We start from the raw sequence: 22825 nt of genomic DNA on the forward strand, positions 1-22825 counted from the left end.
GGGTCTCGAACAGCTCCTCCTGTGCTGCTCACCGAGCCGTACGTCCAGACGTTCACCGGCAAGCCCGTCGCCGACACCGCTGCGGCCGCCGAGGTGGTGCTCGCCATCGGCGCCGACAGCCGCGAGCGGGTCGACGAACTGGCCGACGCGGCGGTCGCCGCGGGCGGGCGGGTCGCGGGCGAGCCCACCAGCCCACCGTGGCCGCCCTGCGCGAGCTGATGGCCGCGCACGCCCCCGACGCCGCCGAGGTGATCGCCTACGACTCCCTCGCCTGGCGAGGCGCCAAGAACCTGGCCATCGTCAGCGCCGCCAAGACGCACATCACCTTCGCCTTCGACCGCGGCGCGGAGTTCACCGACGGCCACGGCCTGCTCCAGGGCGTCGGCAAGAAGACCAGGCACGTCAAGCTGAAGGCGCCGCAGGACATCGACCGCGACGCCCTGCGCGACTACATCACCCAGGCCGTCGCCCTGGACCGCGCGCAGGCCTAGGGCGCGGGACGGGTCCCGCGCCCTAGGCCACCCATTGATTCCCGCGTTCGGATCACTCCACAGGCGCCTCCCGCAAGGTTCCCGATTCGGTCAGGTACCGGTCGACGAAGTCCAGGCGGTGTGTCCCGGCGCGGAAGGTGGCGTGGGACATCAGCTCGCGGTGGAAGCCGATGGTGGTCGACACGCCCGCGCAGTCGAACTCGGCGAGGGCGCGGTCCATGCGGGCCAGCGCCTCCTCCCGCGAGTCGGCGTGCACGATGACCTTGGCCAGCAGCGAGTCGTAGTAGGGCGGGATCTGGTAGCCGGGGAAGCCGTGGGTGTCCACCCGCACGCCGGGCCCCGCCGGCGGCACGAACCGCTCCAGGCGGCCGAACGAGCCCGCCCAGTCGCGGGCGGCGTCCTCGGAGTTGATGCGGCACTCGATGGCGTGCCCGGACAGCGCGATGTCAGCCTGGGTGAAGGCCAGCGGCTCGCCGGACGCCACCCGGATCATCCAGGCGACCAGGTCGATCCCGCTGCGGACCTCGGTCACCGGGTGCTCGACCTGGATGCGGCTGTTCATCTCCATGAAGTAGAACTCGTCCCCGGCGACCAGGAACTCCACCGTCCCCGCGCTGCGGTACCCGGCCGCCGCCGCGCCCGCCACCGCCGCCGCGCAGATCTCCTCGCGCAGCCGCGGGCTGAGCACCGTCGACGGCGACTCCTCCACCAGCTTCTGCTGGCGGCGCTGGATCGAGCAGTCCCGCTCGCCCAGGTGCACGATGCTGCCGTGGTGGTCCCCCAGGACCTGCACCTCGACGTGCCGCGCCCCGGTGACGAAGCGCTCCAGGTAGACGCGGTCGTCGAGGAAGATGGTGCGGGCGGTCTGCTGGACCTCGGCCAGCGCGGCGGGCAGGTCCTCGGCGCGGCGCACGACCTGCATGCCCTTGCCGCCGCCGCCCGCGGCCGCCTTGAGGATGACCGGGTAGCCGATCGCCGCGGCGCGCTCCAGCGCCTCGGTCGGGCCGGACAGCGGCTCCTCGCTGCCGGAGGGCAGCGGCAGGCCTGCGGCGGCCATCGCGCGGCGGGCGTTGGTCTTGTCGCCCATCGCGGTGATGACCTCCGGCGGCGGGCCGATGAAGGTGATCCCCAGGTCCTGGCACACGGCCGCGAACTGGGCGTCCTCGGAGAGGAAGCCGTAGCCGGGGTGCACCGCGTCCGCGCCGGTCTTCTCCGCGGCGTGGATCAGGGCGGGCACGTTGAGGTAGCTGCGCGGCGACGGGCCGGGCCCGACGCACACCGCCTCGTCGGCCAGGGCGACCGCGCGCGAGTCGCGGTCGGCGGTCGAGTAGGCGATGACGCTGGGGATGCCCAGCTCGCGGCAGGCCCGGATGACCCGGACGGCGATCTCGCCGCGGTTGCAGACCAGGATCTTGTCGACCATGTCCGCCTCACGCCGGGTCGATGCGGAACAGCGGCTGGCCGAACTCCACCACGTCCCCGTCGGCCGGGTAGACCGCGCCGATGACGCCGGGGCGGTCGGCGACGACCTCGTTGAGCATCTTCATCGCCTCCACGATCGCCACCTGCTGCCCGGTCTCGACCCGGTCGCCGACCTCGACGTAGGGCGCCTTGCCCGGCCCGGGGGCGCGGTAGAAGACGCCGACGAGCGGGGCGGGCAGGTCGTGGCCCAGCGGCGGGGCCGCCTCGGGCTCGACCGCCTGCGCGGGGGCGGCGGCCACCGCGACCGCGTCGGCCGTGGGCGCCTCCACCTCCCACTGGATGTCCCCCACGCTCACCGCGATCCGGGCCGCGCCGGTGCGCCGCAGGATCTCCGCGAGCTGCCCGGCCCCCGCCAGCGCCGCGGCGACCTCGTCGGGCGGGGCCGGGTGCCGGTTGAGCCGCGGGACCTCGCTGAGCTGGGCCGCGTCCAGAGGTGACATGATCTACAGCCTTTCGGTGTGGGCGTCGGCGAACGTGCCCGCCGAGCGCAGCCTGCGGTACCTGCGGTCCAGCAGCTCCCGCACCGGGAGCCGCCGCAACGGGGCCAGCTCGGCGCGCAGGGCGTCCCGCACGGCGGCCATCGTCGCTTCGTGGTCGGTGTGCGCCCCGCCCGGCGGCTCGGGCACGACCCGGTCGGCCACCCCCGCCGCGAGCAGCTGCGCCGCGGTCAGCCGCAGCGCCGCCGCGGCCTCCGGCGCGCGCCCGGCGTCCTTGAACAGGATCGACGCGCACCCCTCCGGGCTGATCACCGAGTAGATCGTGTTCTCCAGCATGACCAGCCGGTCGGCGACGCCGAGCGCGAGCGCCCCGCCGCTGCCGCCCTCGCCGACCACGATGGACACCACCGGCGTCGCCAGCCCGGCCAGCAGCGCCAGGTTCTCCGCGATCGCCCCGCTCTGGTTCTCCTGCTCGGCCCGGATCCCCGGGTAGGCCCCCGGCGTGTCGACGAACGTCACCACCGGCACCCCGACCCGCTCGGCGAACCGCAGCAGCCGCGCCGCCTTCCGGTACCCCGACGGATGCGGCATCCCGAAGTTCCGCGCCACCCCCTCCGCCGTCCCCCGCCCCTTCCGATGCCCGACAACCACCACCGCCGCACCATCGAAGAGCCCCAACCCACCCACCACAGACGAATCGTCCTCTTTGGCCCGATCCCCCCGCAGCTCCACGAAATCCTCAAACACCCCAACCACATACTCCCCGAAATGCGGCCGCCCACCCTCCCGAGCCAACCGCACAACATCCCAAGCCCGAACGGCGCCAGCGCCCACGACCACAACCGGGCGGCCCCCACCACTCCCTGGGGGGACGGCCCCTGGCCAGTCTATCGAGGCCGCTGGCGGCGGCGCCTGCGTTACTGGCGGGTTGTGGACAAGTGGGGATGGGGTGGGGATGGTTGCTGAGAGGTCTGGGGTGGTTTCTAAGGGGCGGGTGGGGTTCGCGGGCTCCGGGGCAGGGACAGAGGCAGTGCCGTCCGGAGGGGGCGAGGTGGTTGCGACGGTGGTTAGGGCCGCTGCGGGGTTGGTGGTTCCTGCGGGGTTGGTGGTTCCTGCTGGGTCCGCGGGTGCTGCGGGGGTGGTGGCGGTGTGCCAGCGGAGGATGCGGGCGAGGGTGAGGCGGAGTTCGGCGCGGCCGACGACGGCGTCGATGTGGCCGTTCTCCAGGAGGAATTCGGCGGTCTGGAAGCCTGGGGGGAGCTTCTGGCGGATGGTCTGCTCGATGACCGTCGGGCCCGCGAAGCCTGCTCGGGCGCCGCGTTCGGCGATGATGATGTCGCCGAGGCTGGCGAAGGAGGCGCTGACGCCGCCGTAGACGGGGTCGCACAGGATGGAGATGTAGGGGACGCCTGCGTCGGAGAGGCGGCGGAGGGCGGCGGCGGTCTTGGCCATCTGGAGGAGGGAGAAGACGCCCTCCTGCATGCGGGCCCCGCCGGAGGCCGAGCAGACGACCAGCGGGATGCGCTCGGCCAGGGCGTGCTCGGCCGCGCGGCTCACCTTCTCGCCGACGACGGCGCCCATGCTGCCGCCCATGAAGCCGAAGTCGAGCACGCACAGCACGACCGGGTGGCCGAGGACCGCGCCGACGCCCCACACCGCGGCGTCGTTGCGGCCCGTGCGGCGGGCGGCCTCGCGGGCGCGGTCGGGGTAGGGCTTGCTGTCGACGAAGCCGAGCGGGTCGAGCGGGCGCAGGTCGGCGTCGTGCTCGGTGAAGGCGTCGGCCAGCAGGGCGATGCGCTCGCCCGCGGTGAGCGGGTAGTGGTGGCCGCACTCGGGGCAGGTGTTCTGGTGACGGGCCAGCCGGTCGCGGTGGGCGCCCGCCCGGCAGCTGGGGCACTTGACCCAGGTGCCCGCCGGAACGTCGCGGATGCGCGCGCGGATCTCCTCGGCGCGGCTGAGCATGTCGGTCATGACGCGGCGGAGGACACGCGCTCGGCGCGCAGGGCGACCGGGGTGGCGCAGACGCGGGGCGGGACGTCGTGCTCGGCCGCCGCGGCGGCCTTGGCCGCGAGCATGGCCTCCTGGCGCGAGAGCGAGCGCGACCGCACGATCTGGTACTCCGCGCGCACCCGAGCCCTGGTCTCCCCGCCCTGGCTGATCAGCACCTCGGCGCAGTAGTCGAGGCGCGCGGGCTTGGAGGTCTCCAGGCGGGTCAGGGCGCACTCCAGGTCGACCCCCAGCGGGAAGACGTAGCCGTCGAAGGCCGCGGCCAGCGAGCACAGCACGAACGAGTGCGCGTTGTCCTCGACGACGAGCTCGTGGTTGGCCAGGTGCATCAGCTGCCGCGCCGCCTCGATGAGCACCATGCCCGCGACGTGCTGGCCGGTCACGTGGTCGAGGACGAGCTCGTTCATGTCCGACAGGCACAGCCGCGCGGCCAGCCGCTCCGGGCCGCGCCTGCGCGCGTCGGCGAGCATGACGTTCTCCTGGCTGCGCTTGTGCACCAGGTCGGCGGCCACGACGACCGGGACGGCGGGCAGGTGGAACCCGTCGAGCAGCCCCCGCCTGCCCAGCTCGGCGGCCACGACCGCCCAGTCCGACGCATCCACCCCCTGCCCCGCGCCGATGCGGACGGGATCGGGGAGATCGTCGTATAAGCCACCGCGGATGTTCCCGATGAACCGGTTGACGGTGGCGACCCCCGGGTTGGCGGCGAAGGCGGCGAAGCGTTCGCCGACCAGGTGGAGCGTGGACCTGTGCTGGACAGCCATGTCGTCTCGTCCCCTCGTGGTAAACCTCTGCGGTGTATCAGGATACGAACTTAACTTCGGATAGCTGAGTCCCATCAGAATAATGACCACGCTGCGTACTCGAAGTCAAGCACGTCCAGAAGCCCCCCTGAGCCCCCGTACACGTTGTCGGACAAGGCTTTTACTATCGTTAGCGGCTGGACAAAGCGCTGACAAACCATTGAATGACAGCCATCCGACAGACGACTGACGCTACCCCGATCGGGGGCACCCTCGGGTAATGCCCTAACACCGCGGACCCGTCCGCCGATCACCCCGCGGACCGCTCGCGGCCGGTTATTCATCCGACGATCGGCCCGGCAATCCCGGACTCGTTCCTGAGCGCCATTCACGTCCGGTCGGCGGCGACACCCCAATCGTGATCTTGGGAGGGCCGCGGACGCGCCCGCGCGCGGTTGTGGCGGCGATCGGCGCTGGCCTATCATAAGTCAGATTCGTAACAGGAGGCTGGCTTGAATACACGGTCTGGCATGGCGGACCTGGAGGCGGAGATCGCCCGCCGTCCCGGTCACGCCATCAAGCGTGCCGAGCAGGCGCTGACCACGGCCAAGGCCGCGGCGTTGCGCGCATTCGACCTCACTGTGCCGCAGTACGCGGGGCTGCTGGTCCTGTCCTACCTCCCCGGCGCGTCCGGGGCGCAGCTGGCCAGGATCTGCGCGGTGACCCCGCAGACGATGGCGACGGTGCTGGCGAATCTGGAGGCCAAGGGCCTGATCACCCGAACCCCGTCGAGCGTGCACCAGAAGGTGTTCGTCACCAAGCTGACCCGGGCGGGCAGCGCGCTGCTCAAACGGGCCGACGTCAAGGCGCACGCGGTCGAGGAGACCTTGGCCGCCGAGTTCACCGAGGAGGAACTGGCCCGCTTCGCCGACTACCTCGACCGCGCGGTGCGGGTGCTCGGCGGCAAGTGACCGCCCCCGACGTGCGAGGGGCCGCAGTCGACTGCGGCCCCTCGCCCATGTTCGAGTTCTGACATGTGAGCGAATCCTGGTAAACTGCGGGGCCACAGCGGCCTGCCGGGAGGGGAATCGCATGGGAACCACCGGTGGCGCCACCGCGCCGGGCCTGCACGAGCTGGGCGCGACCCTGCGCAGCGCCGAGCACGCGATCAGCACCGAGACCGCGGCCCTGTTGCGCACCCTGGACCTGACCGTGCGCCAGTACTCGACCATGCTGGTCCTCGCCGAGCGCCCGGACCTCTCCGGCGCGCACCTGGCCCGGCTGTGCCTGGTCACCCCGCAGAGCATGGCCGCGGTCCTGGGCAAGCTCGCCGAGCGCGACTTCATCGAGCGCACGCCGTCGCAGGTGCACGAGCGGGTGCTGCTGGCCCGGCTCAGCGCCAAGGGCTGGGCGGCGCTGCGCAAGGCCGACGCGCTGACCGAGGCGGCGGGCGCGCGCCTGCGCGACACCCTGCGCCCCGCGGAGCGCCGCCAGCTGCGCGACTACCTGCTGCGGGTCATCGACGCCTTCGCCCCCGGCGAGGCCTGAGCGCCGCATCAGCGCCCGGTCAGGCCCCCCTGCGACCTTGGGGTTCGCGGGGCTCGGGCGGATGGCGCACCGGTCGGGTTCCGGCCTGCGCGGATGCGTTGCGGGATAAGGAATCCTCACGTATTCGAGCCTTGATCTGTCACAGTACCCTGATATCGTGGTCGCAGAGGACCACGCCCCGCGGGGCTTGCACACGATGGGGTGAAGACCATGACCGTGACCGCCGAACCCTCCCTGGCGACGCTGTTCGACCCCGCCACCCGCCCGGACCCGTACCCGGTGCTGGCTGGGCTGCGCAGCGGGCCGCGGGCCGAGCTGGGCGGCGCGCTCGTCGTCGTCGGCGACTACCGCAACTGCTCCGCGGTGCTGCGCGACCCGACCGTCAGCAGCGACCGGCAGCGGTCCCTGCTCGGCGCCACCTTCGGCACCACGCCGGACGCGGTGCCCGCCGACTCGTTCCTGTCGATGGACGCCCCCGACCACACCCGGCTGCGCGGCCTGGTCGCCAAGGCGTTCACCCCGCGCGTCGTGGCCGCCCTGGAGCCCCGCATCCGCGAGATCGTCCGCCGCCAGCTCGACGCCGCCAGCGAGGCCACCGCGATGGACGCGGTCTCCCAGCTGGCCAACGTGCTGCCGGTGACCATCATCAACGACCTGCTCGGCGTGCCGCCGGGCGAGCACGACATCCTGCAGGACTGGTCGAACCGGCTGGTCCGCGCGCTGGACCCGGCGACCGACATCGGCGACCCGGTGGTCATCGCCGACATCGAGCTGGCCAAGAACGGCTTCCGCGCCTTCTTCGCCGACCTGGTGGCCTACCGCAGGGTGCGCCCGGGCGAGGACCTGCTGTCGCGGCTGGTGCAGCTGGAGCGCACCAGCGACGCGCTGTCGGAGGCCGAGCTGCTGGCGACCTGCTCGCTGCTGCTGGTCGGCGGCTACGAGTCCACCGCGAACCTGATCGCCAACGGCGTGCTGGCGCTGACCCGGCACCCGGAGGCGCTGGCCGCGCTGCGCGAGGACCCCTCGCTGGCCTCGGCCACCGTCGACGAGGTGCTGCGCTACGACACGCCCGCCCAGATGGTGACCAGGGTGTCCCGGCGGGCCACCCACATCGAGGGCGTGCCGGTGCCCCAGGACGGGGTCATCATGCTGCTGCTGGCCGCAGCCAACCGCGACCCGGCCGCCTTCGCCGACCCCGACCGCTTCGACCCGCGGCGCGCGGCCAACCACCACCTGGCCTTCGCCGCGGGCCCGCACTTCTGCATCGGGGCGAGCCTGGCCAAGCTGGAGGCCGGGATCGCGCTGGCCGAGTACGCCCGCCGGGTGCAGAACCCGCAGGTCGACGAGGACCTGCTCACCTACCGCCCGCACGTGAACCTGCGCGGCCCGGAGCGGCTGTTCGTCCGCTACGACCGAATCCGGCCGTAGCCCGACGTCAGCGGTCGGTCAGCTCTGCGGACCACAATGGACGCAAAGGGGGGAGCCGGGCTCTCCCCTTTGCCATTTTCCAGTGGGGAGCCGTCATGACCGAAACCCTCACCCGTACCGCGCCTGCGGCCACCATCTCCGAGCGGATGGAGCGGCTGCCGGTGCTGACCAGCCACCGGCACCTGACGCTGGTCATCGGTATCGGGCTGTTCTTCGACTTCTTCGACAGCAACTTATCCGGCACGATCGCCAAGGTGCTGCAGGCCGACTTCGCCTTCGACGGCACGGCCCTCAAGCTCATGCTCGCCTCGGCGTTCGTCGGCCAGTTCTTCGGGTCCATCGTCCTGGGCCGCTTCGCCGACCGGCACGGCAGGCGCCGGGCGTTCATGCTCAACCTGGGCATCTACTCGTTCTTCACGCTGCTGGGCGCCTTCGCCCCGAACGCGGCGTGGCTCATCGTCACCCGGTTCATCGCGGGCGTGGGCATCGGCGCGGAGAACGCGCTGTCGGACAGCTACCTGGCCGAGATGCTGCCCGCCCGCAAGCGCGGCCGGTTCATCGCCTGGGCCTACACCGCGGGCTTCTGCGGGGTGCCCGCGGTCGGCTTCGCCGCGCTGTGGCTGGCCCCGCAGCAGATCATGGGCGTGGACGGCTGGCGCATCCTGTTCGTGCTCGGCGCGCTGGGCGCGGCCGTGGTGTGGGCGCTGCGCCGCGCGCTGATCGAGTCGCCGCGCTGGCTGTCGGTGCAGGGCCGCGACGCCGAGGCCGACGTCCTGGTGCGCGCGATGGAGCGCGAGGCGGGCCTGCCCAGCCCCGAGCTCGCCCCCTCGCCCGCCCCCGGCAGGCGCCCGGGCATCGGCGCGCTGCTGGCGCGGGAGTACCGCAAGCGCACCCTGGTGCTGTGGACGTTCAGCATCCTGTCGGTGACGGCGTACTACGGCTTCGGCACGCTGGCCCCGCAGGTGCTGGCCGCGAAGGGGTACGGCATCGTGGCCAGCCTCGGGTACGTGGCGGTGTCGTTCATCGGCTACCCGATCGGGTCGCTGCTGTCGGTGCCGCTGATGGACCGCTTCGAGCGCAAGACGCTGCTGGCCGGGTCCGCGGTGGCGATGGCCGCCTTCGGCCTGGGCTTCGGCCTGGCGGGCTCGATCCCGCTGATGGTCGCGTGCGGGATCGGGTACACCCTGGTCAGCAACATCTTCGCCAACGCATCCCACGTGTTCCTCGGCGAGCAGTACCCGACCCAGATCCGCTCGACGGCCGCGGGCATGGCCTACTCGTTCAGCAGGCTGAGCGCGGCGGCGATCCCGTTCGCCCTGCTGCCGGTGCTGACCTCGTACGGGGCCGGTGCGCTGTTCACCGTCATCACGGGGTGCATCGCGGTGATGGTCGTCGTCCTCCTCGCCCTGGGCGACCGGACCACGGGCGTGGAAGTGGAGCAGTACGTGAAGGGATAGACCGATGGCGGTGGGACCTCTGCTGCGCGAGTGGCGCAGGCTGCGCCGGATGAGCCAGCTCGACCTGGCCCTGTCCGTGGACAGCTCGGCCCGGCACCTCAGCTTCGTCGAGACCGGTCGGAGCCGGCCGTCGCGCGCGATGGTGCTGAAGCTGGCCGAGCAGCTGGAGGTCCCACTCCGCCAGCGCAACCAGCTGCTGGTGGCCGCCGGGTACGCGCCGGTGTACTCGGCGCTGGCGCTGGACTCGCCGTCGATGGCGCCGGTGCGGGCGGGGCTGGAGCGCCTGCTGACCGCCTACGAGCCCTTCCCGGCGCTGGTGTTCGACGGGGGCTACCAGGTGGTGGCGTCGAACGCCGGGGTGGCGCGGGTGCTGGCGGGCGTGTCGCCGTCGTTGACCGGGAACCTCATGCGGGCCTTCCTTCACCCGGATGGGTTGGCGCCGCGGGTGGTGAACTTCCCGGCCTGGCGGCTGTACATGGTGGAGCGGCTGGAACGCGCCCTGCCCGCCCGCCCGGACCTGCGCGAGTTGTACGACGAGGTGACGGGGTACCGGGTCGTCGGCGGCGCGGTCGGCGGCTCGGGCCCCCTCCCCGAACCGGGCCTGGTAGCCCAGCCGTTCCGGGTCGAGTGCGAGGGCACGATCCTGTCCTTCCTCACGACGGCGGGCACCTTCAACACGCCGCTGGACGTGACGGTGTCCGAACTGGCCATCGAAGCCTTCCTACCAGCGGATGACCGGACGTCGGACTTCCTGCGCCGGTAGCGGCCAGGCTCGGAAAGTGATGCCGGGGTTGCCCGCTTGTCTGCTTGGGCCTTCAGCCGCGTCACCTGCTCTTCCCGCTCCGTGCGAGGCGGCCACCCCCCGGAGCAGCTCCTCATCCGCAGGCCGCTGCAAGCGCAGGGCTCCTCGAGAACCTCCCAGTTTCGACGGCGGACAGTAGACGACGTTCCGAATCCTGGGGTGGTACGCGGTGTGGCACAGTCAGCCGCGGAAGCGGTGAATGCGCGGAAGCCGCCCCGCTGGGTGCGGGGCGGCTTCCGGGGGGTTGTTCCTAGCGGGTGGCCTTGTACTTCTTCAGGGCCCAGAGCTGCAGGACCGCGAACAGGCCGACGACCAGGGCTTGGGCGATGGTCCACAGGGTGCCGATGGTGTTGGCGCCCATGATGCCGAAGGCGGCGACGACGATGCTGCCGACCGCCCACAGGATGTTGACGTCGGCGACGACGGTGGTGCCCGCGGTGGACGGGGTGGCGGAGATGGCCAGGGCGCCGACGCCGAGGCCGAAGGCGGTGAGGAAGGCGCCGATGACGACCAGCGCCGTGGCGTCGACGCCGAGCAGGGACGCCGCCCAGGACGAGAAGAGCAGGTAGATGAGGCCGTTTCCGGTGGTGACTACGGCGTCCAGGGCGAGGAACCGACGGAGCAGGGTCGCCGCGGACGTGGCCGGGGCGGAGGAGTCGGTCAGTCGCGAGGAGCCGTGCGCTGTCGTGGTCACGTCGAGTCTCCTATCGAAGGTGTTCCCCGTCCAGCGTCGCGGACGGCGGACGGGAAAGCCATTGCCTATCAGGGTGAAACAGGGTTCTGTCAGCGCCTTGTCAGTGCACTGTCAGCGACGGAGGACCGCCTGGGTCTGCGTGGTCTGCGCGACCAGCGCGGCGGTGTCGTCGAGCAGGTCGGTCTGGCAGACGATGAACTGCGCGCCGACGTGCAGGGGCCGCGCGACCGCGGTCACCACGCCGGAGCGCACCGCGCGCAGGAAGTTGGTCTTGGACTCGACCGTGGTGGTGGCCGCGCCCGGGGGCAGGTTGAGGTAGGCCAGGACGCCGCCCACCGTGTCGGCCAGGCCCATCAGCGCCCCGCCGTGCATGGCGGACATGACCGTGCAGCGCTCCGGGGACCAGTCCAGCTCGCCGCGGACCTCGGCGGCGGTGGCCTCGGCCAGCCGCACGCCGAGCAGCCGGGCGAACGGGAGCTGGGCCAGGATGAGCGCGGCGCTCATACCAGCGCCATCCGCCGCTGCAGGTGCCGCGTGAGGTCCGCGGTGACGGCGACGGCGTGCTCGGGGGTGTCGATGTAGAAGTGGTCGCCGGTGAACTCGCTGTTGCCCAGGAACTCCGGCGTGCGGGTCCGCCACGACTCCATCGCGCCCGGGTACATCAGCGGGTCGGACTTGCCGCTGTAGCTGACCAGCGGGACGCCGCAGTCGGCCTCGTCGTCGACGTAGGTCGACACCACCGCCAGGTCGGCCCGCAGCGCCGGGATGATGCGGGCCATGACGGCCGGGTCGCCGTAGACCTCGGCGGGGAAGGACCCCAGGGTCTTCATCCACTCGATGAGGTCGGGCTCGGGCATCTGGCTCTGCTCGTAGGTCGACTGCTGGAAGCCCTCCGGCGCCCAGCCCGACGCCCCGACCAGCAGCGGGGCGCGCTCGCCGTCGCGGTGGATGTTGACCGCCACCCGGTAGGCCAGCTGGGCGCCCAGGCAGTGGCCGAACATCGCGTACGGGCGGTCGTCCAGCTCGTCGAGCAGCGCGTCGTACAGGGCGTCGACCAGCGGCTCGATCTCGGTGAACGCCGCCTCGGCGAAGCGCCGCTCGCGGCCGGGGGCGCAGACGATGTGCTGGGCGATGTCGCCGGGCAGCAGCGAGCCCCAGTTGCGGTAGATGGTGCCGCCGCTGCCCGCGTGCGGCAGCAGGAACAGCCGCAGCGGCGCGTCGGGGTTGCCCGCCGCGGTCTCGAACCAGCTCACGCTCATGCCGGGCCTCCCAGCCCTCGGACGGCGGGCAGGACGTCGGCGGCGAGCTGTTCGAGCTGGTCGCCGGGGTCCAGCGAGCCGATGCGGATGATGATGTGCCGGGCGCCAGCGCGGACGTAGCCCGCCAGCCACTCGGCGCAGTCCTCGGCGCTGCCGTAGCCGTACGCCTGGAAGGTCGACATGACCTCCAGCGAGCGGCCGTAGTAGCCCTGCAGGTAGTCCTCCAGCGCCTGCTTGGCCTTGTCGGCGTCCGGGTTGATGTTCAGCGTCGCGTACAGGGCGGGGGTGATGCTGCGCCCGCCCGCCAGGTCCTGGATCTGGCCCCACGCGGCGGCGTAGGCCGTGGCGGAGGGCAGGAACGGCAGCCACCCGTCGTAGTGCCGGGCGACCCTGGCCAGCACCTTCGGGGTGTCGCTGCTGGCCAGCCACAGCGGCGGGCCGCCCGGGGTCGCCGGGGCGGCGAGGCGGTCCAGGCCCTCCTGCCGCCACAGCTTGCCCTCGTGGGCGGCGCCGCCCGACCAGGTCGTCTTCCAGAAGCGGACGGTCTCGTCCAGCCGCCCGACGCGCCCGGCGAACGGCACGCCGAGGCTGGTGAACTCGTCCTCGCTCTCGGGCATCGGGAAGCCCGCGCCCAGGCCGAGCACGAGCCTGCCGCCGCCGGAGGCGTGGTCGAGGGAGGTGACCATGTTGGCGCCGAGCAGCGGGTGGCGCAGGGAGGCGGTCAGCGCCGCGGTGCCCAGGCCGATGGTCGAAGTGACCGCGGCCGCCGCGGACAGCACGACGAACGGGTCGAGGCGGGTGCGCGCGGTCAGCGAGTCGCCGGTCCACAGCGAGTCGTAGCCCAGGGACTCGGCCCGCCGGGCGTAGTCGAGCAGCGGGGCGATGGAGAAGTCGCCGAGGATCGCCATCTCGCGGGTCGGCAGCAGCGCGCCGATCCGCACGGCCGGGTTGGTCATCGGGATGCCCTTTCGGTCATGCGCTCCTCGCGCAGCACGCGGCGCAGGATCTTCCCGGAGGGGTTGCGCGGCACCGCTTCCGGGAACTCCCACTCGGTCGGGATCTTGTAGTCGGCGATGCGGCCGGACAGGTAGCGCATCAGCTCGCGCCCGGTGGCGGCCGCGCCGGGCCGCAGCACGACGCAGGCGTGCACGGCCTCGCCCCACAGCGGGTGCGGCAGGCCGATCACCGCGGCGTCCTGCACGGACGGGTGCCCGGCCAGCGCGCGCTCGATCTCGGCCGGGTAGATGTTCTGCCCGCCCTGGATGATCGTGTCGTTGATCCGGTCGCAGAGGTAGACGTAGCCGTCCTCGTCGAGGTAGCCGGCGTCGCCCATGTGCAGCCAGTCGCCGATGAGCGTCTTGGCGGTGGCCTCGGGCAGGTTCCAGTAGCCGAGCATGTGCGCCGGGGTCTTGATGCACACCTGCCCGATCTCCCCGGGCGGCAGCGGGTTGCCCGCCGGGTCGATGACCTTGATCTCGTGCCCCGGGCACGCCTTGCCCGCGGCCTTGAGCAGCGGGCTGCCCGGCACGTGGTCCTCCGGCGGCAGGCAGACCGCGCAGGTGCCGGTCTCGGTGGCGGCGTAGATCTGGGCGAACTCGCAGCCCATCATGTCGATCAGCCGCTCCAGCAGGTCCGAGGAGATCGGCGCCGCCCCGTAGGCGACCTTGCGCAGGGACCGGAAGGTGTCCCGGGTGACCCCGCGCTCCTCGATCATCATCTGGAGCATGGCGGGCGCGGCGAAGGTCGTGGTGACGCCGACGCGCTCGATCAGCTTGACGGCCTCCTCGCTGATGAACATGCGCATCACCACGTTGGTGGCGCCCGCGTTGAAGCCGTGCATGAACCAGCCCATGCCCGCGATGCCGAAGCCGGGCAGCGAGATGAGGCTGCGGTCGGTCGGCAGCCAGTCCAACCAGGACACCCCGGCCTCGGCCTGCGCGGCCGGGAGGGTGAAGAACGCCCGGTTGGCCAGCACGACGCCCTTGGGGAAGCCGGTGGTGCCGCTGGTGTAGATCTGCAGGATGGCGTCGTCGGGGCCGGTGCGGGCGGTCAGGTCGGCATCGGGCGCGTCGCCCTTCCAGTCCTGGAAACCGCCGCCGCGGACCACGGCGTCCATCGGCACGACCGCGGGCACGGCGATCTTCTCCGCGATGCCCGCGAACTCGCGCTCGACGAACAGCAGCGCCGCGCCGGAGTCGCGCAGGATGTGGTCCACCTCGTCGGGGGTCAGCCGCCAGTTGACCGGCACCAGCACGACCCCGGCCTTGGCGCAGCCCAGCGCGATCTCGTAGTAGTGCTCGGACTCCAGGCCCAGGTAGGCCACCCGGTCGCCGACGCCGAGCCCGGCGGCGAGCAGCCGGTGCGCGGTGCGGTTGGACTCCCGGTGCAGCTGGGCGTAGGTGACCACCCGGTCCTCGCAGAGGATCGCGGGGTGCTCGCCGCGCTCGGCGGCGTGCCGGGCCGAGGTCGCGGTCAGCGTCCAGTTCTCTCTCATCGTCACTCCCTCACGCGGCCACGGCGGACGCGGTCATGCACTGGTCGACGAACTCGGCGAGCCGGGCGGGCGTCGGGTGGTCGAAGGTGACCCCGGAGGGCAGCACGACGCCTGCCGCGCTCTCCACGGAGTTCTTCAGGTCGACCGAGGCCAGCGAGTCCATGCCGAGGCGCACGAACTCGGTGTTCGGGTCGACGTCGGCGAGGTCGTCGATGTGCAGGATGCGGGCCACGGTGGCGCGGATGTGCTCGCGCAGGGCGGCGATGCGGTCCGGCGCGGCCATCGCCGAGAGCGCGACGAGGTCCAGCCCGCCGGACTCGGCCGCCGGGGTGTGCAGCTCGGCGTAGAGGCCGCTGGCGACCGGCTTGGCCGCGGTGAACCGGGCCCAGTCGACCTCGCCCGCGGCGACCTGCGGCCACGGCCTGCGCAGCAGCACCGCCAGCGCCCGCAGCGCCTTCTCCGGGGTGAAGTAGTGCACGCCCTCGTGCTCCAGCGCCTTGACGTGCAGCTCGGACAGCCGCGCCGACATGCCGACCGCCGACCACGGGCCCCAGTTGACCGCCAGGGCGGGCAGGCCGATGGCGGCGCGGTGGTGGCAGAGCTGGTCGAGGAAGGCGTTCGCGGCGGCGTAGTTGGACTGCGACATCCCGCCGACGACCGAGGCCGCCGACGAGTACCCGACGAAGAAGTCGAGGTCGAGCCCGGCGGTGGCCTCGTGCAGCAGCCACGACCCGTAGACCTTGGGGCCGAAGAGGGCGTCGAGGGACTCCCAGGTCTGGGCGGCGACCGGCGCGTCGGCCAGGGCGCCTGCGGCGTGCATGACGCCTGCGAGCGGGTGCTCGCCCGCCGCCAGCTCGGCCACGATCCGGCGCACGTCGGCGGCCTGCCCCAGGTCGCCGGTGAGCACGCGGACCTCCGCCTGGGCCCGCAGCCGGTCCCAGACGTCCACCGCGTCGGCCGCGGGCGTGCCGCGCCTGCCGACGAGGGCGATGTGCCGCGCGCCGAGGTCGACCAGCTTCTCCGCGGTGACCAGGCCCAACGCGCCCAGACCGCCGGTGATGAGGTAGGTGCGGTCCGGGCGGACGGGGGTCTCGCGGACGTCGGGCTCCAGGTCCGGGCTGTAGGGCCGCAAGCGCTTGACGTACCGCGTGCCGCCGCGGTAGGCGACCTGGAAGTCGCCGGTGTCGGCGCTGGCCACCTCGGCGAAGACGGACTCGATGCGGTCGGTGTCGACGAGGGTCGGCCGGTAGGACGGGTACTCGTTGAGCAGCACCTGCGCGAAGCCCCACAGCGTCGCGGCGACCGGCATCGGGTGGGCGTCGTCGCCGGGCACGACCTGCGCGCCGCTGGTGACCAGCCACAGCCGCTGCCCGCGGCCGAAGCCGCGCTCAGCCAGGGTCTTCAGCGTGTCCAGCAGGCGGGTGAAGTTGTGCTCGTTCTCCGCCCGCAGGCGCTCCACGCCCGACCCGGGCAGCTCCTCCCAGCAGAACACGACGTCGGTCGGGTTGTCGTCCAGGGAGGACACCACCGACGCCGCGGCGGGGGCCTGCGCGCCCAGCAGCAGCACGCGGCGCTCAGCCGCGGCGGGCTCGGCGTCCGCGGGCACCCAGTGCATGCGGTGCAGGAAGTGGCGCGGGCCGCCCTCCTCGTCCACCCGGCGCAGGCCGACGCCCTCCAGCGAGGCCACCACCCGGTCGCCCTCGTAGACCAGGACGTCGATGACCAGGTCCTCGTCCACCTGCTCGGCGGGCGACTGGCGGATCACCGCGCGCAGCTCCCCCGCCCGCGGCTTCTTGGCCAGCACGGCCCGGGACACGCGCACCGGGTGGTACTCCGCGTCGGCCAGCACGGACCGCCAGAGGTCGTCCAGCAGGGTGGCGGGCAGGTACTCGGCGGGCTCGGCCAGCGGCAGCGCGGCCTCGGCCATGCCCTCGGACAGCTCGATGCCCGCCATCGCGGGCTCGCCGCCCAGCACGGCCGCGGCCAGCAGCGACTCGCCCGCGAAGACCTCCACCCGCGCGCCGTCGCCGGTGCGCTGCACGGTGGTGCGCAGGTCGACCTGCTCGTCGTCGGCGACGGCGGGCAGCTCGAACAGCCGCACGCCGGTCATCGCCCGGGACGTCTCGCCGAAGACCTTGTCCTGGACCGCGCACAGCAGGTCCAGCACCGCCCCGACCGGGAACGCGGGCACCGCGGCCCGGAACTCCCCGTCGGCCACCTCCGCGCCCAGCAGCGGGTGCCCGCCGGAGCGGGCGACCAGCGCGCCCCTGCCCTCGGGCAGCCAGTGGCGCTTGCGGTCGAAGGCGTAGGTCGGCAGCGTCAGCGGGTTCGCCGGCCTGCCGTAGAAGGCGGCCCAGTCGACCGGCAGCCCCGCGGTGTAGAGCTGGGCGACGGACTTGCGGATCGTCGCGCCCTCGGGGTCCTTCGAGTGCACGCTGGTCAGCCAGCGGTGCTCGTCGGCCTCGACGCACTTCTTGGCCAGGCCCGAGAGCTGCGCCGACGGCCCGATCTCGATGAACACGTGCTTGCCGCGCCGCTCGATGGCCGCCATCCCGGCGGCGAAGTCGACCGCCTCGCCGATGTGGCGCACCCAGTACTCGGCCTTGGCGACCTGGCTGAACCGGGCGACCTTGCCGGTGAGGTTGGAGATCAGGGTCAGCTTCGGCTCGTGGAAGGCGATGTCGGCGAAGACCGCCCGGAACTCGTCGAACACCTCGGCCATCAGCGGCGAGTGGAAGGCGTGCGACACCGCCAGCGCCTTGGCCTTGATGCCGCGCTCGGCCAGCGCGGCGACGACCTCGGCCAGCGACGCCGACCCGCCGGAGACCACGCACTGCGAGGGCGCGTTGTAGGCGGCCATCGCCAGGTCGTCGTACCCGGCCAGCAGCGGCTCGACCTCGGCGGCAGCGGCGGTCACCGCGACCATCCCGCCCGGCGCGCTCACCGACTGCATGAGCCTGCCGCGCGCCGCGACCAGCTTCACCGCGTCGGCCAAGGTGAACAGGCCGGCGACGGTGGCCGCGACGACCTCGCCGATGCTGTGCCCGATCAGCGCCGTGGGCCGCGCGCCCCAGGAGATCCAGAGCTGGGCCAGCGCGTACTCCAGGGTGAACAGCGCCGCCTGGGTGTAGCGGGTCTGGTCGATCACCCCGTCCTCGGCGGCGCCGAGCAGCAGGTCCCGCACCGACCGGCCGAGCAGCGGCGCGAACAGCGCGTCGATCTCGTCGACGGTGGCGGCGAAGCGCGGGTAGTCCCGGTACAGCGTCGCGCCCATGCCCAGGTACTGCGAGCCTTGGCCGGTGAACAGGAACGCCAGCTTGCGCGACTCCGGTGCGGAGGCATCACCCTGGCGCTGCAGGAAGGCGTCGAGCCCGGCGACGTCGCGCACCAGCCCGGCGACCCGCAGCGGGAAGTGCGCGCGGCCGGTGGTGGCCGTGCGGGCCAGGTCGGCGAGGTCGGCGTCCGGGTGCTCGGCCAGGTAGGCCCGGTACCGGGCGATCTGCCCGGCCAGCGACCGGCGGTTCTTCGCCGAGAGCGCGAAGACCGCCCCAGCCTCGGGCATCGGCTCGGCGGCGCGCGCCGGGGCGGGCGGGGCCTGCTCGATGACCGCGGCGGAGATCGTCCCGCCGAAGCCGAAGCTGTTGACCAGCGCCCGCTTGACCTCGGCCGTCCACGGGCGGCAGGTCGTGGGGATCTCCACCGGGTAGCTCGACCACGGGATGCGCCCGGACAGGTTCTGCAGGTTCAGGTGCGGGAAGATCGTCGACTCCTGCAGCTGCAGGACGGTCTTGATCACCCCGACCACGCCCGCCACGGGCTCCATGTGGCCCAGGTTGGTCTTGACCGAGCCGACCGGGATCGGGGCGTCGGGGGTGTGCGAGTCGCGGAAGACGTCGGCGATCGCGCCCATCTCGATGGGGTCGCCCAGCGGCGTCCCGGTGCCGTGCGCCTCGACGTAGGAGATGTCCTTGGGCGCCAGCGCGGCCGCGGCGATCGCCGCGCGCATCACCTTCTCCTGCGCGGGTCCGTTGGGGACGGTCAGCCCGGCGCTGTCGCCGTCCTGGCCGACCGCGGACCCGCGGATCAGGGCCAGCACGGTGTCGCCGTCGCGGCGGGCGTCGGAGAGGCGCTTGAGCACCAGCATCCCGCAGCCCTCGGCGCGGGCGTAGCCGTCGGCGGCCTCGTCGAAGGTCTTGCACCGGCCGTCGGGGGCCAGCATGCCCGCCGCGGAGAAGATCACCTGCGTGCGCGGGTGGTGCAGGGCGTTGACCCCGCCCGCCAGCGCGATCTCGCACTCCCCCGCGCGCAGGCCCTTGACCGCCAGGTGGATCGCGGTCAGCCCGGACGCGCACGCGGTGTCGACGGTCATGCAGGGGCCGTGCCAGCCCAGGAAGTACGACAGCCGCCCGGACAGCGGGAAGAACGTCACCCCGGAGGCCAGGTGCCCGTCGAGCTCGGCCGGGGCGAGCTGGTCCATCTCGAAGGCGTAGTCGATCGAGCTGGCCCCGACGTAGACCCCGCCGGTGCCCTTGCGCAGCGGCGTCGGGTCGATGTTGGCGTGCTCCAGGGCCTCCCAGGACGTCTCAAGCAGCAGCCGCTGCTGCGGGTCCATGTACTGGGCCTCTTTGGGCGAGATGTTGAAGAACGGCGCGTCGAACTGGTCCAGCCGCTCCAGGTAGCCGCCGTTGTCGGCGCGGATCTTGCCCGGCTCGGCGTCGCCGGTGGGGGCGTAGGCGTCGAAGTCCCAGCGGTCGCGGGGCAGCGGGCCGATGCCCGAGCGCCCCTGCCGCAGGAACTCGGCGAACTCCGCGGGGCTGCGGGTCTCCCCGGGGAAGCGCAGGCCGATGCCGACGATGGCGATGGGCTCGTACTTCTCCAGCATCAGCTCGCGGATGGTCGCCTGCTGGCGCGCGACGGTGGCGCGCAGGTCCGGCTCAGTCATCATTGGTCCCTTACGCCCGGTAGAGGTCCTGGAGCAGGTCGTCGACGATCGCCCGGTCCGCGGCGCTGACCCCGGCGCCTGCGGCCTGCGGCTGCGCGGCCGCCGGGAACACCTCGACCAGCACGTCGGACATCAGGTAGTCGACCAGCTCGCGCACGGTCGGCCGGTTGAACAGCGCGTTCGCGCTGATCTCGCAGTCCAGCGCGGCTTCGAGCCTGCGCTTGATGTCGGTGATGCGTAAGGAGGTCAGACCGAGTTCGAAGAACGCCTTGTCCAGCGGCAGCGGCTCGGTGTCGTCCATCAGCATCGCCGCGCGGAACTCGGCGACGACGGTCGCCTCCAGCGCGTCCGGACGCTCCGAGGCGGGCAACGCGAGCAGCGCCTCGACGGTGGGTGCGGTCATGGCGGGCCTCCGGGAACGGGAGTGGTCAGCGCGCGGATTCGATTCGCAGCAATCCAACAACGCACTTCTGATCAGCCCCTGAAACGCAGCTGACGGGGGCCGCGCGCACCGGGCGCACGACCCCCGCCGGGGGCACGGGGTCAGGCGGCCGCGATGGCCAGCACCGCGTTCTGCCCCCCGAACCCGAAGGAATTGCTGAGCACCAGGCCCTTCGCCACCGGCCGCGGCTGGACCGCCACGTCGATGTCGATGCGCGGGTCGAGCCTGCTGGTGTTGGCCGTCGGCGGGGCCACCGCGTGCTCCAGGGCCAGCAGCGAGAACACCGCCTCGGCGGCGCCCGCGGCGCCCATCATGTGCCCGGTGACGCCCTTGGTGGAGGTCACCACCGGCCGGTGCGGCAGCAGCCGGGCCAGCACCTGGGCCTCCACCAGGTCGTTCAGCGGGGTCGATGTGCCGTGCGCGTTGACGTGGGTGACGTCGACCGCCGCGGCCCCCGCCTCGGCCAGCGCCGCCTGGATGGCCGCCTGCACCCCGGCCCCGCCCGGGTCCGGGGAGGTGACGTGGTGGGCGTCGGCGGTCGCGCCGTAGCCCAGCACCCGGCCCCGGACGCGCCTGCCCGCCGCCACCGCGTCGGCCGCCCGCTCCAGCACGAGCATCCCGGCGCCCTCCGCGCCGACGAACCCGTCCCGGTCGATGTCGAACGGGCGGGACGCCGTGGGCGCGTCGGTCCGCTTGGACAGCGCCCCCATGCGGGCGAACCCGGCCATCGTCACCGGGTTCAGCAGGGCCTCGGTGCCGCCCGCGAGCACGATGTCGCAGCGGTCCATGACCAGCAGGTCCTTGGCGATGCCGATGGCGGTCGCCCCGGACGCGCAGGCCGTGGCCACCACCATGTTCGGCCCCCGCGCGCCGAACTCCATCGCCACCTGGCCCGCGGCCATGTTGGACAGGTGCATCGGCAGCAGCAGCGGCGAGACCCACGCCGGGTTCTCCTCCAGGAGCACCTTGTGGTTGGCCTCGAAGGTCTCCGCGCCGCCGCCCGCGCTGCCGATGACCACCCCGACCCGGGCGCCGTCCCACGTCTCGGTGTCGAGCCCGGCGTCGGCGACCGCCTCCTGCGCGGCCACCAGCGCCAGCTGCACGAACCGGTCGAGCCGGTGGGCCTTGCGCCCGCCCAGCCGCTCGGCGGGGTCGAAGCCCGGCACCCGGCAGGAGATCGACACCGGGTTGTCGGCCAGGACGGGGTCGTGCGCCGCGCGGGACCGGCCCGACAGCACGGCCGCCCAGCTGGGCTCGACCCCGATCCCGCCGGGGGTGACCAGGCCGAGCCCGGTCACCGCGACGTCGTCGGGGCCTGCCATCAGACCGTCACGCTCCCGGCGCGCTGCTCCATCAGGGCCACGATCTCGCCGACGGTGTCCAGCTCCATCAGCTCGTCGTCGCTGATCTTGAGGCCCAGCTCCTTCTCCAGCACCAGCGACAGCTCGACCACGGCCAGGGAGTCCAGCTCGATGTCCTCCTTGGTGGCCTCGGCGACGATCTGGTCCGGGCTGATCTTCAGCTTGTCGACCAGGATGTTCTTCAGGGTCTCGAACACGGCGTTCTCCTTACCTGTGGTGGGGATCTCCTCCGGCGGGAAGCCGGGCTCAGCCGCCGGCGGGGACGCCGGACAGCCAGTCGGTGGGCAGGCCCATGAAGCTCATCCGGGCCTCGGCCATCTCGTCGGTCCACCGCTCGGCGGCGTCGTAGCGCTCGTCGGGGGTGGTGTCGAGCATCCGCACGCCGGGCCAGAGCTCGTAGTCGGCGATCAGGTCGGCGTGGCGGAGCATGCCCTCCTGGAACAGCTCCTCGCGGTGGATGACGTACTCGCGGTCGGGCACCTCGTTCCACAGCTTGCGCCCGGCCTCCAGGATCTCCAGCAGCCGGGGGCGGTACTCGGGGGTGCGCGCCAGGTGGTCGCGCAGGATGGTCGAGCCGACCACCAGGTGGCGGATCTCGTCGATGGAGGTGCCGCGGGAGATCTCGCCCGCCGCCGGGTCGAGCACGCCCCACTTGCGCTCGCTCAGCTCGGCGGCCGGGGCGAGCACGCCCTCGATGACGATGGTGAACACCGCGACGCCGCCGTAGAAGTCCTTGCGGTCGCGCACGATGTCCAGCGCGTACTCCTCCACCGGCGCCAGCACGCGCTGGCGGTAGTCGGCGGTCATCTCCTCGATCTCGGCGAAGAGCCGGTCGCGCGGGACGCCCATGGACACCAGGTGCTCGCGGAAGACGCGCGCGTGCCGGGCCTCGTCGACCAGCTGGGTGGCGAAGAACTCCATCTCCGGGATGCCCGGGGCGTTGGCCACGTAGTACGACAGCACGCGCGTGGCCAGCTCCTCCGACAGCGCGCGGAACCCGAACTCCAGCACCAGCGCCTCGCGCAGCGGGTGGCCGGGCTGGCGCATGTAGTCGGGGACCAGCGCGTCCGGGGCGTGCCCGGTCGCGCCGCGCCCGGCGAGGGTGCCCTGGGCGACGTCGGTGAACCAGTAGGCGAGGTTGCAGTGCTCGGCGGTCAGCACGAGCTCCTTGGCCCCGTCGAGCAGGCTGGGGGCGCTGTCGAAGTCGGCCTCGGGCGCGGTGGTGTGGGTCATGGCCT

At 72.7% G+C, this 22825-nt stretch carries 21 protein-coding genes; 7 read left to right on the forward strand and 14 right to left on the reverse strand.

What is annotated here, in order from left to right; all coding sequences use genetic code 11:
• Window positions 1-21 precede the first annotated feature (21 nt).
• Both ACWEPX_RS18255 and ACWEPX_RS18260 read left to right on the forward strand, forming a co-directional pair.
• Window positions 22-219: a hypothetical protein gene (locus tag ACWEPX_RS18255; RefSeq protein WP_451898369.1), complete on the forward strand. Its 198-nt coding sequence runs from the start codon at window positions 22-24 to the stop codon at window positions 217-219.
• Window positions 198-491: a DUF1801 domain-containing protein gene (locus tag ACWEPX_RS18260; RefSeq protein WP_451898370.1), complete on the forward strand. Its 294-nt coding sequence runs from the start codon at window positions 198-200 to the stop codon at window positions 489-491. Before ACWEPX_RS18255 ends, ACWEPX_RS18260 begins: the two co-directional genes overlap by 22 nt.
• A 52-nt stretch (window positions 492-543) precedes the next feature.
• On the opposite strand, the gene ACWEPX_RS18265 is transcribed toward ACWEPX_RS18260, so the two are convergent.
• The 4 genes from ACWEPX_RS18265 to ACWEPX_RS18280 are packed head-to-tail and all read right to left on the reverse strand — an operon-like array spanning window position 544 to window position 5181.
• Entirely contained in the window at window positions 544-1914 is a 1371-nt protein-coding gene (locus tag ACWEPX_RS18265; protein ID WP_451898371.1) for an acetyl-CoA carboxylase biotin carboxylase subunit, read from the reverse strand.
• A gap of 7 nt (window positions 1915-1921) precedes the next feature.
• Window positions 1922-2413, reverse strand: a complete 492-nt coding sequence (locus tag ACWEPX_RS18270) for an acetyl-CoA carboxylase biotin carboxyl carrier protein (RefSeq protein WP_451898372.1) — start codon at window positions 2411-2413, stop codon at window positions 1922-1924.
• Between the two features lie 3 nt (window positions 2414-2416).
• Window positions 2417-4381: an acetyl-CoA carboxylase carboxyltransferase subunit alpha gene (locus tag ACWEPX_RS18275; RefSeq protein WP_451898373.1), complete on the reverse strand. Its 1965-nt coding sequence runs from the start codon at window positions 4379-4381 to the stop codon at window positions 2417-2419.
• Complete coding sequence (locus ACWEPX_RS18280) at window positions 4378-5181, reverse strand: AfsA-related hotdog domain-containing protein (protein WP_451898374.1); 804 nt, start codon at window positions 5179-5181, stop codon at window positions 4378-4380. The genes ACWEPX_RS18275 and ACWEPX_RS18280 overlap by 4 nt, the downstream gene beginning before the upstream one ends.
• A gap of 509 nt (window positions 5182-5690) precedes the next feature.
• On the opposite strand from ACWEPX_RS18280, the gene ACWEPX_RS18285 reads away from it, so the two are divergent.
• From ACWEPX_RS18285 to ACWEPX_RS18305, 5 genes are all read left to right on the forward strand, one after another.
• Window positions 5691-6131, forward strand: coding sequence for a MarR family winged helix-turn-helix transcriptional regulator (locus ACWEPX_RS18285; protein ID WP_451898375.1), 441 nt, complete (start codon window positions 5691-5693; stop codon window positions 6129-6131).
• A gap of 121 nt (window positions 6132-6252) precedes the next feature.
• The gene (locus tag ACWEPX_RS18290) at window positions 6253-6708 is read left to right on the forward strand and encodes a MarR family winged helix-turn-helix transcriptional regulator (protein ID WP_451898376.1); all 456 of its coding nucleotides are present in this window, start codon (window positions 6253-6255) and stop codon (window positions 6706-6708) included.
• Between the two features lie 210 nt (window positions 6709-6918).
• Window positions 6919-8136: a cytochrome P450 gene (locus tag ACWEPX_RS18295; protein WP_451898377.1), complete on the forward strand. Its 1218-nt coding sequence runs from the start codon at window positions 6919-6921 to the stop codon at window positions 8134-8136.
• A gap of 95 nt (window positions 8137-8231) precedes the next feature.
• A complete protein-coding gene (locus tag ACWEPX_RS18300) occupies window positions 8232-9593 on the forward strand; it encodes an MFS transporter (protein ID WP_451898378.1) in 1362 nt (453 codons plus the stop codon).
• Between the two features lie 4 nt (window positions 9594-9597).
• Complete coding sequence (locus tag ACWEPX_RS18305; RefSeq protein WP_451898379.1) at window positions 9598-10356, forward strand: helix-turn-helix transcriptional regulator; 759 nt, start codon at window positions 9598-9600, stop codon at window positions 10354-10356.
• A 289-nt stretch (window positions 10357-10645) separates the two neighbouring features.
• Here the strand turns inward: ACWEPX_RS18305 and ACWEPX_RS18310 are convergent, their stop codons facing one another.
• The 10 genes from ACWEPX_RS18310 to ACWEPX_RS18355 form a co-directional block, all read right to left on the reverse strand.
• Window positions 10646-11089, reverse strand: coding sequence for a hypothetical protein (locus ACWEPX_RS18310; RefSeq protein ID WP_451898380.1), 444 nt, complete (start codon window positions 11087-11089; stop codon window positions 10646-10648).
• A 111-nt stretch (window positions 11090-11200) separates the two neighbouring features.
• The gene (locus tag ACWEPX_RS18315) at window positions 11201-11593 is read right to left on the reverse strand and encodes a PaaI family thioesterase (protein ID WP_451898381.1); all 393 of its coding nucleotides are present in this window, start codon (window positions 11591-11593) and stop codon (window positions 11201-11203) included.
• Window positions 11590-12348 (reverse strand): thioesterase II family protein, encoded by a 759-nt coding sequence (locus tag ACWEPX_RS18320; RefSeq protein ID WP_451898382.1) that lies wholly within the window; start codon window positions 12346-12348, stop codon window positions 11590-11592. The genes ACWEPX_RS18315 and ACWEPX_RS18320 overlap by 4 nt, the downstream gene beginning before the upstream one ends.
• Window positions 12345-13304: an LLM class flavin-dependent oxidoreductase gene (locus ACWEPX_RS18325; RefSeq protein ID WP_451898383.1), complete on the reverse strand. Its 960-nt coding sequence runs from the start codon at window positions 13302-13304 to the stop codon at window positions 12345-12347. The genes ACWEPX_RS18320 and ACWEPX_RS18325 overlap by 4 nt, the downstream gene beginning before the upstream one ends.
• Window positions 13301-14842, reverse strand: a complete 1542-nt coding sequence (locus ACWEPX_RS18330) for a long-chain-fatty-acid--CoA ligase (protein ID WP_451898384.1) — start codon at window positions 14840-14842, stop codon at window positions 13301-13303. The genes ACWEPX_RS18325 and ACWEPX_RS18330 overlap by 4 nt, the downstream gene beginning before the upstream one ends.
• Before the next feature lie 10 nt (window positions 14843-14852).
• Window positions 14853-19784 (reverse strand): SDR family NAD(P)-dependent oxidoreductase, encoded by a 4932-nt coding sequence (locus ACWEPX_RS18335; protein ID WP_451898385.1) that lies wholly within the window; start codon window positions 19782-19784, stop codon window positions 14853-14855.
• A 10-nt stretch (window positions 19785-19794) separates the two neighbouring features.
• Window positions 19795-20187: an acyl carrier protein gene (locus ACWEPX_RS18340; protein WP_451898386.1), complete on the reverse strand. Its 393-nt coding sequence runs from the start codon at window positions 20185-20187 to the stop codon at window positions 19795-19797.
• Window positions 20188-20327: 140 nt separating this feature from the next.
• A complete protein-coding gene (locus ACWEPX_RS18345) occupies window positions 20328-21548 on the reverse strand; it encodes a beta-ketoacyl-[acyl-carrier-protein] synthase family protein (protein WP_451898387.1) in 1221 nt (406 codons plus the stop codon).
• Window positions 21548-21784: an acyl carrier protein gene (locus tag ACWEPX_RS18350; protein WP_451898388.1), complete on the reverse strand. Its 237-nt coding sequence runs from the start codon at window positions 21782-21784 to the stop codon at window positions 21548-21550. The genes ACWEPX_RS18345 and ACWEPX_RS18350 overlap by 1 nt, the downstream gene beginning before the upstream one ends.
• A gap of 49 nt (window positions 21785-21833) precedes the next feature.
• Window positions 21834-22820, reverse strand: coding sequence for a VlmB-like protein (locus tag ACWEPX_RS18355; RefSeq protein WP_451898389.1), 987 nt, complete (start codon window positions 22818-22820; stop codon window positions 21834-21836).
• Between the last annotated feature and the right edge of the window lie 5 nt (window positions 22821-22825).

Source organism: Actinokineospora sp. NPDC004072 (genome assembly GCF_053604195.1).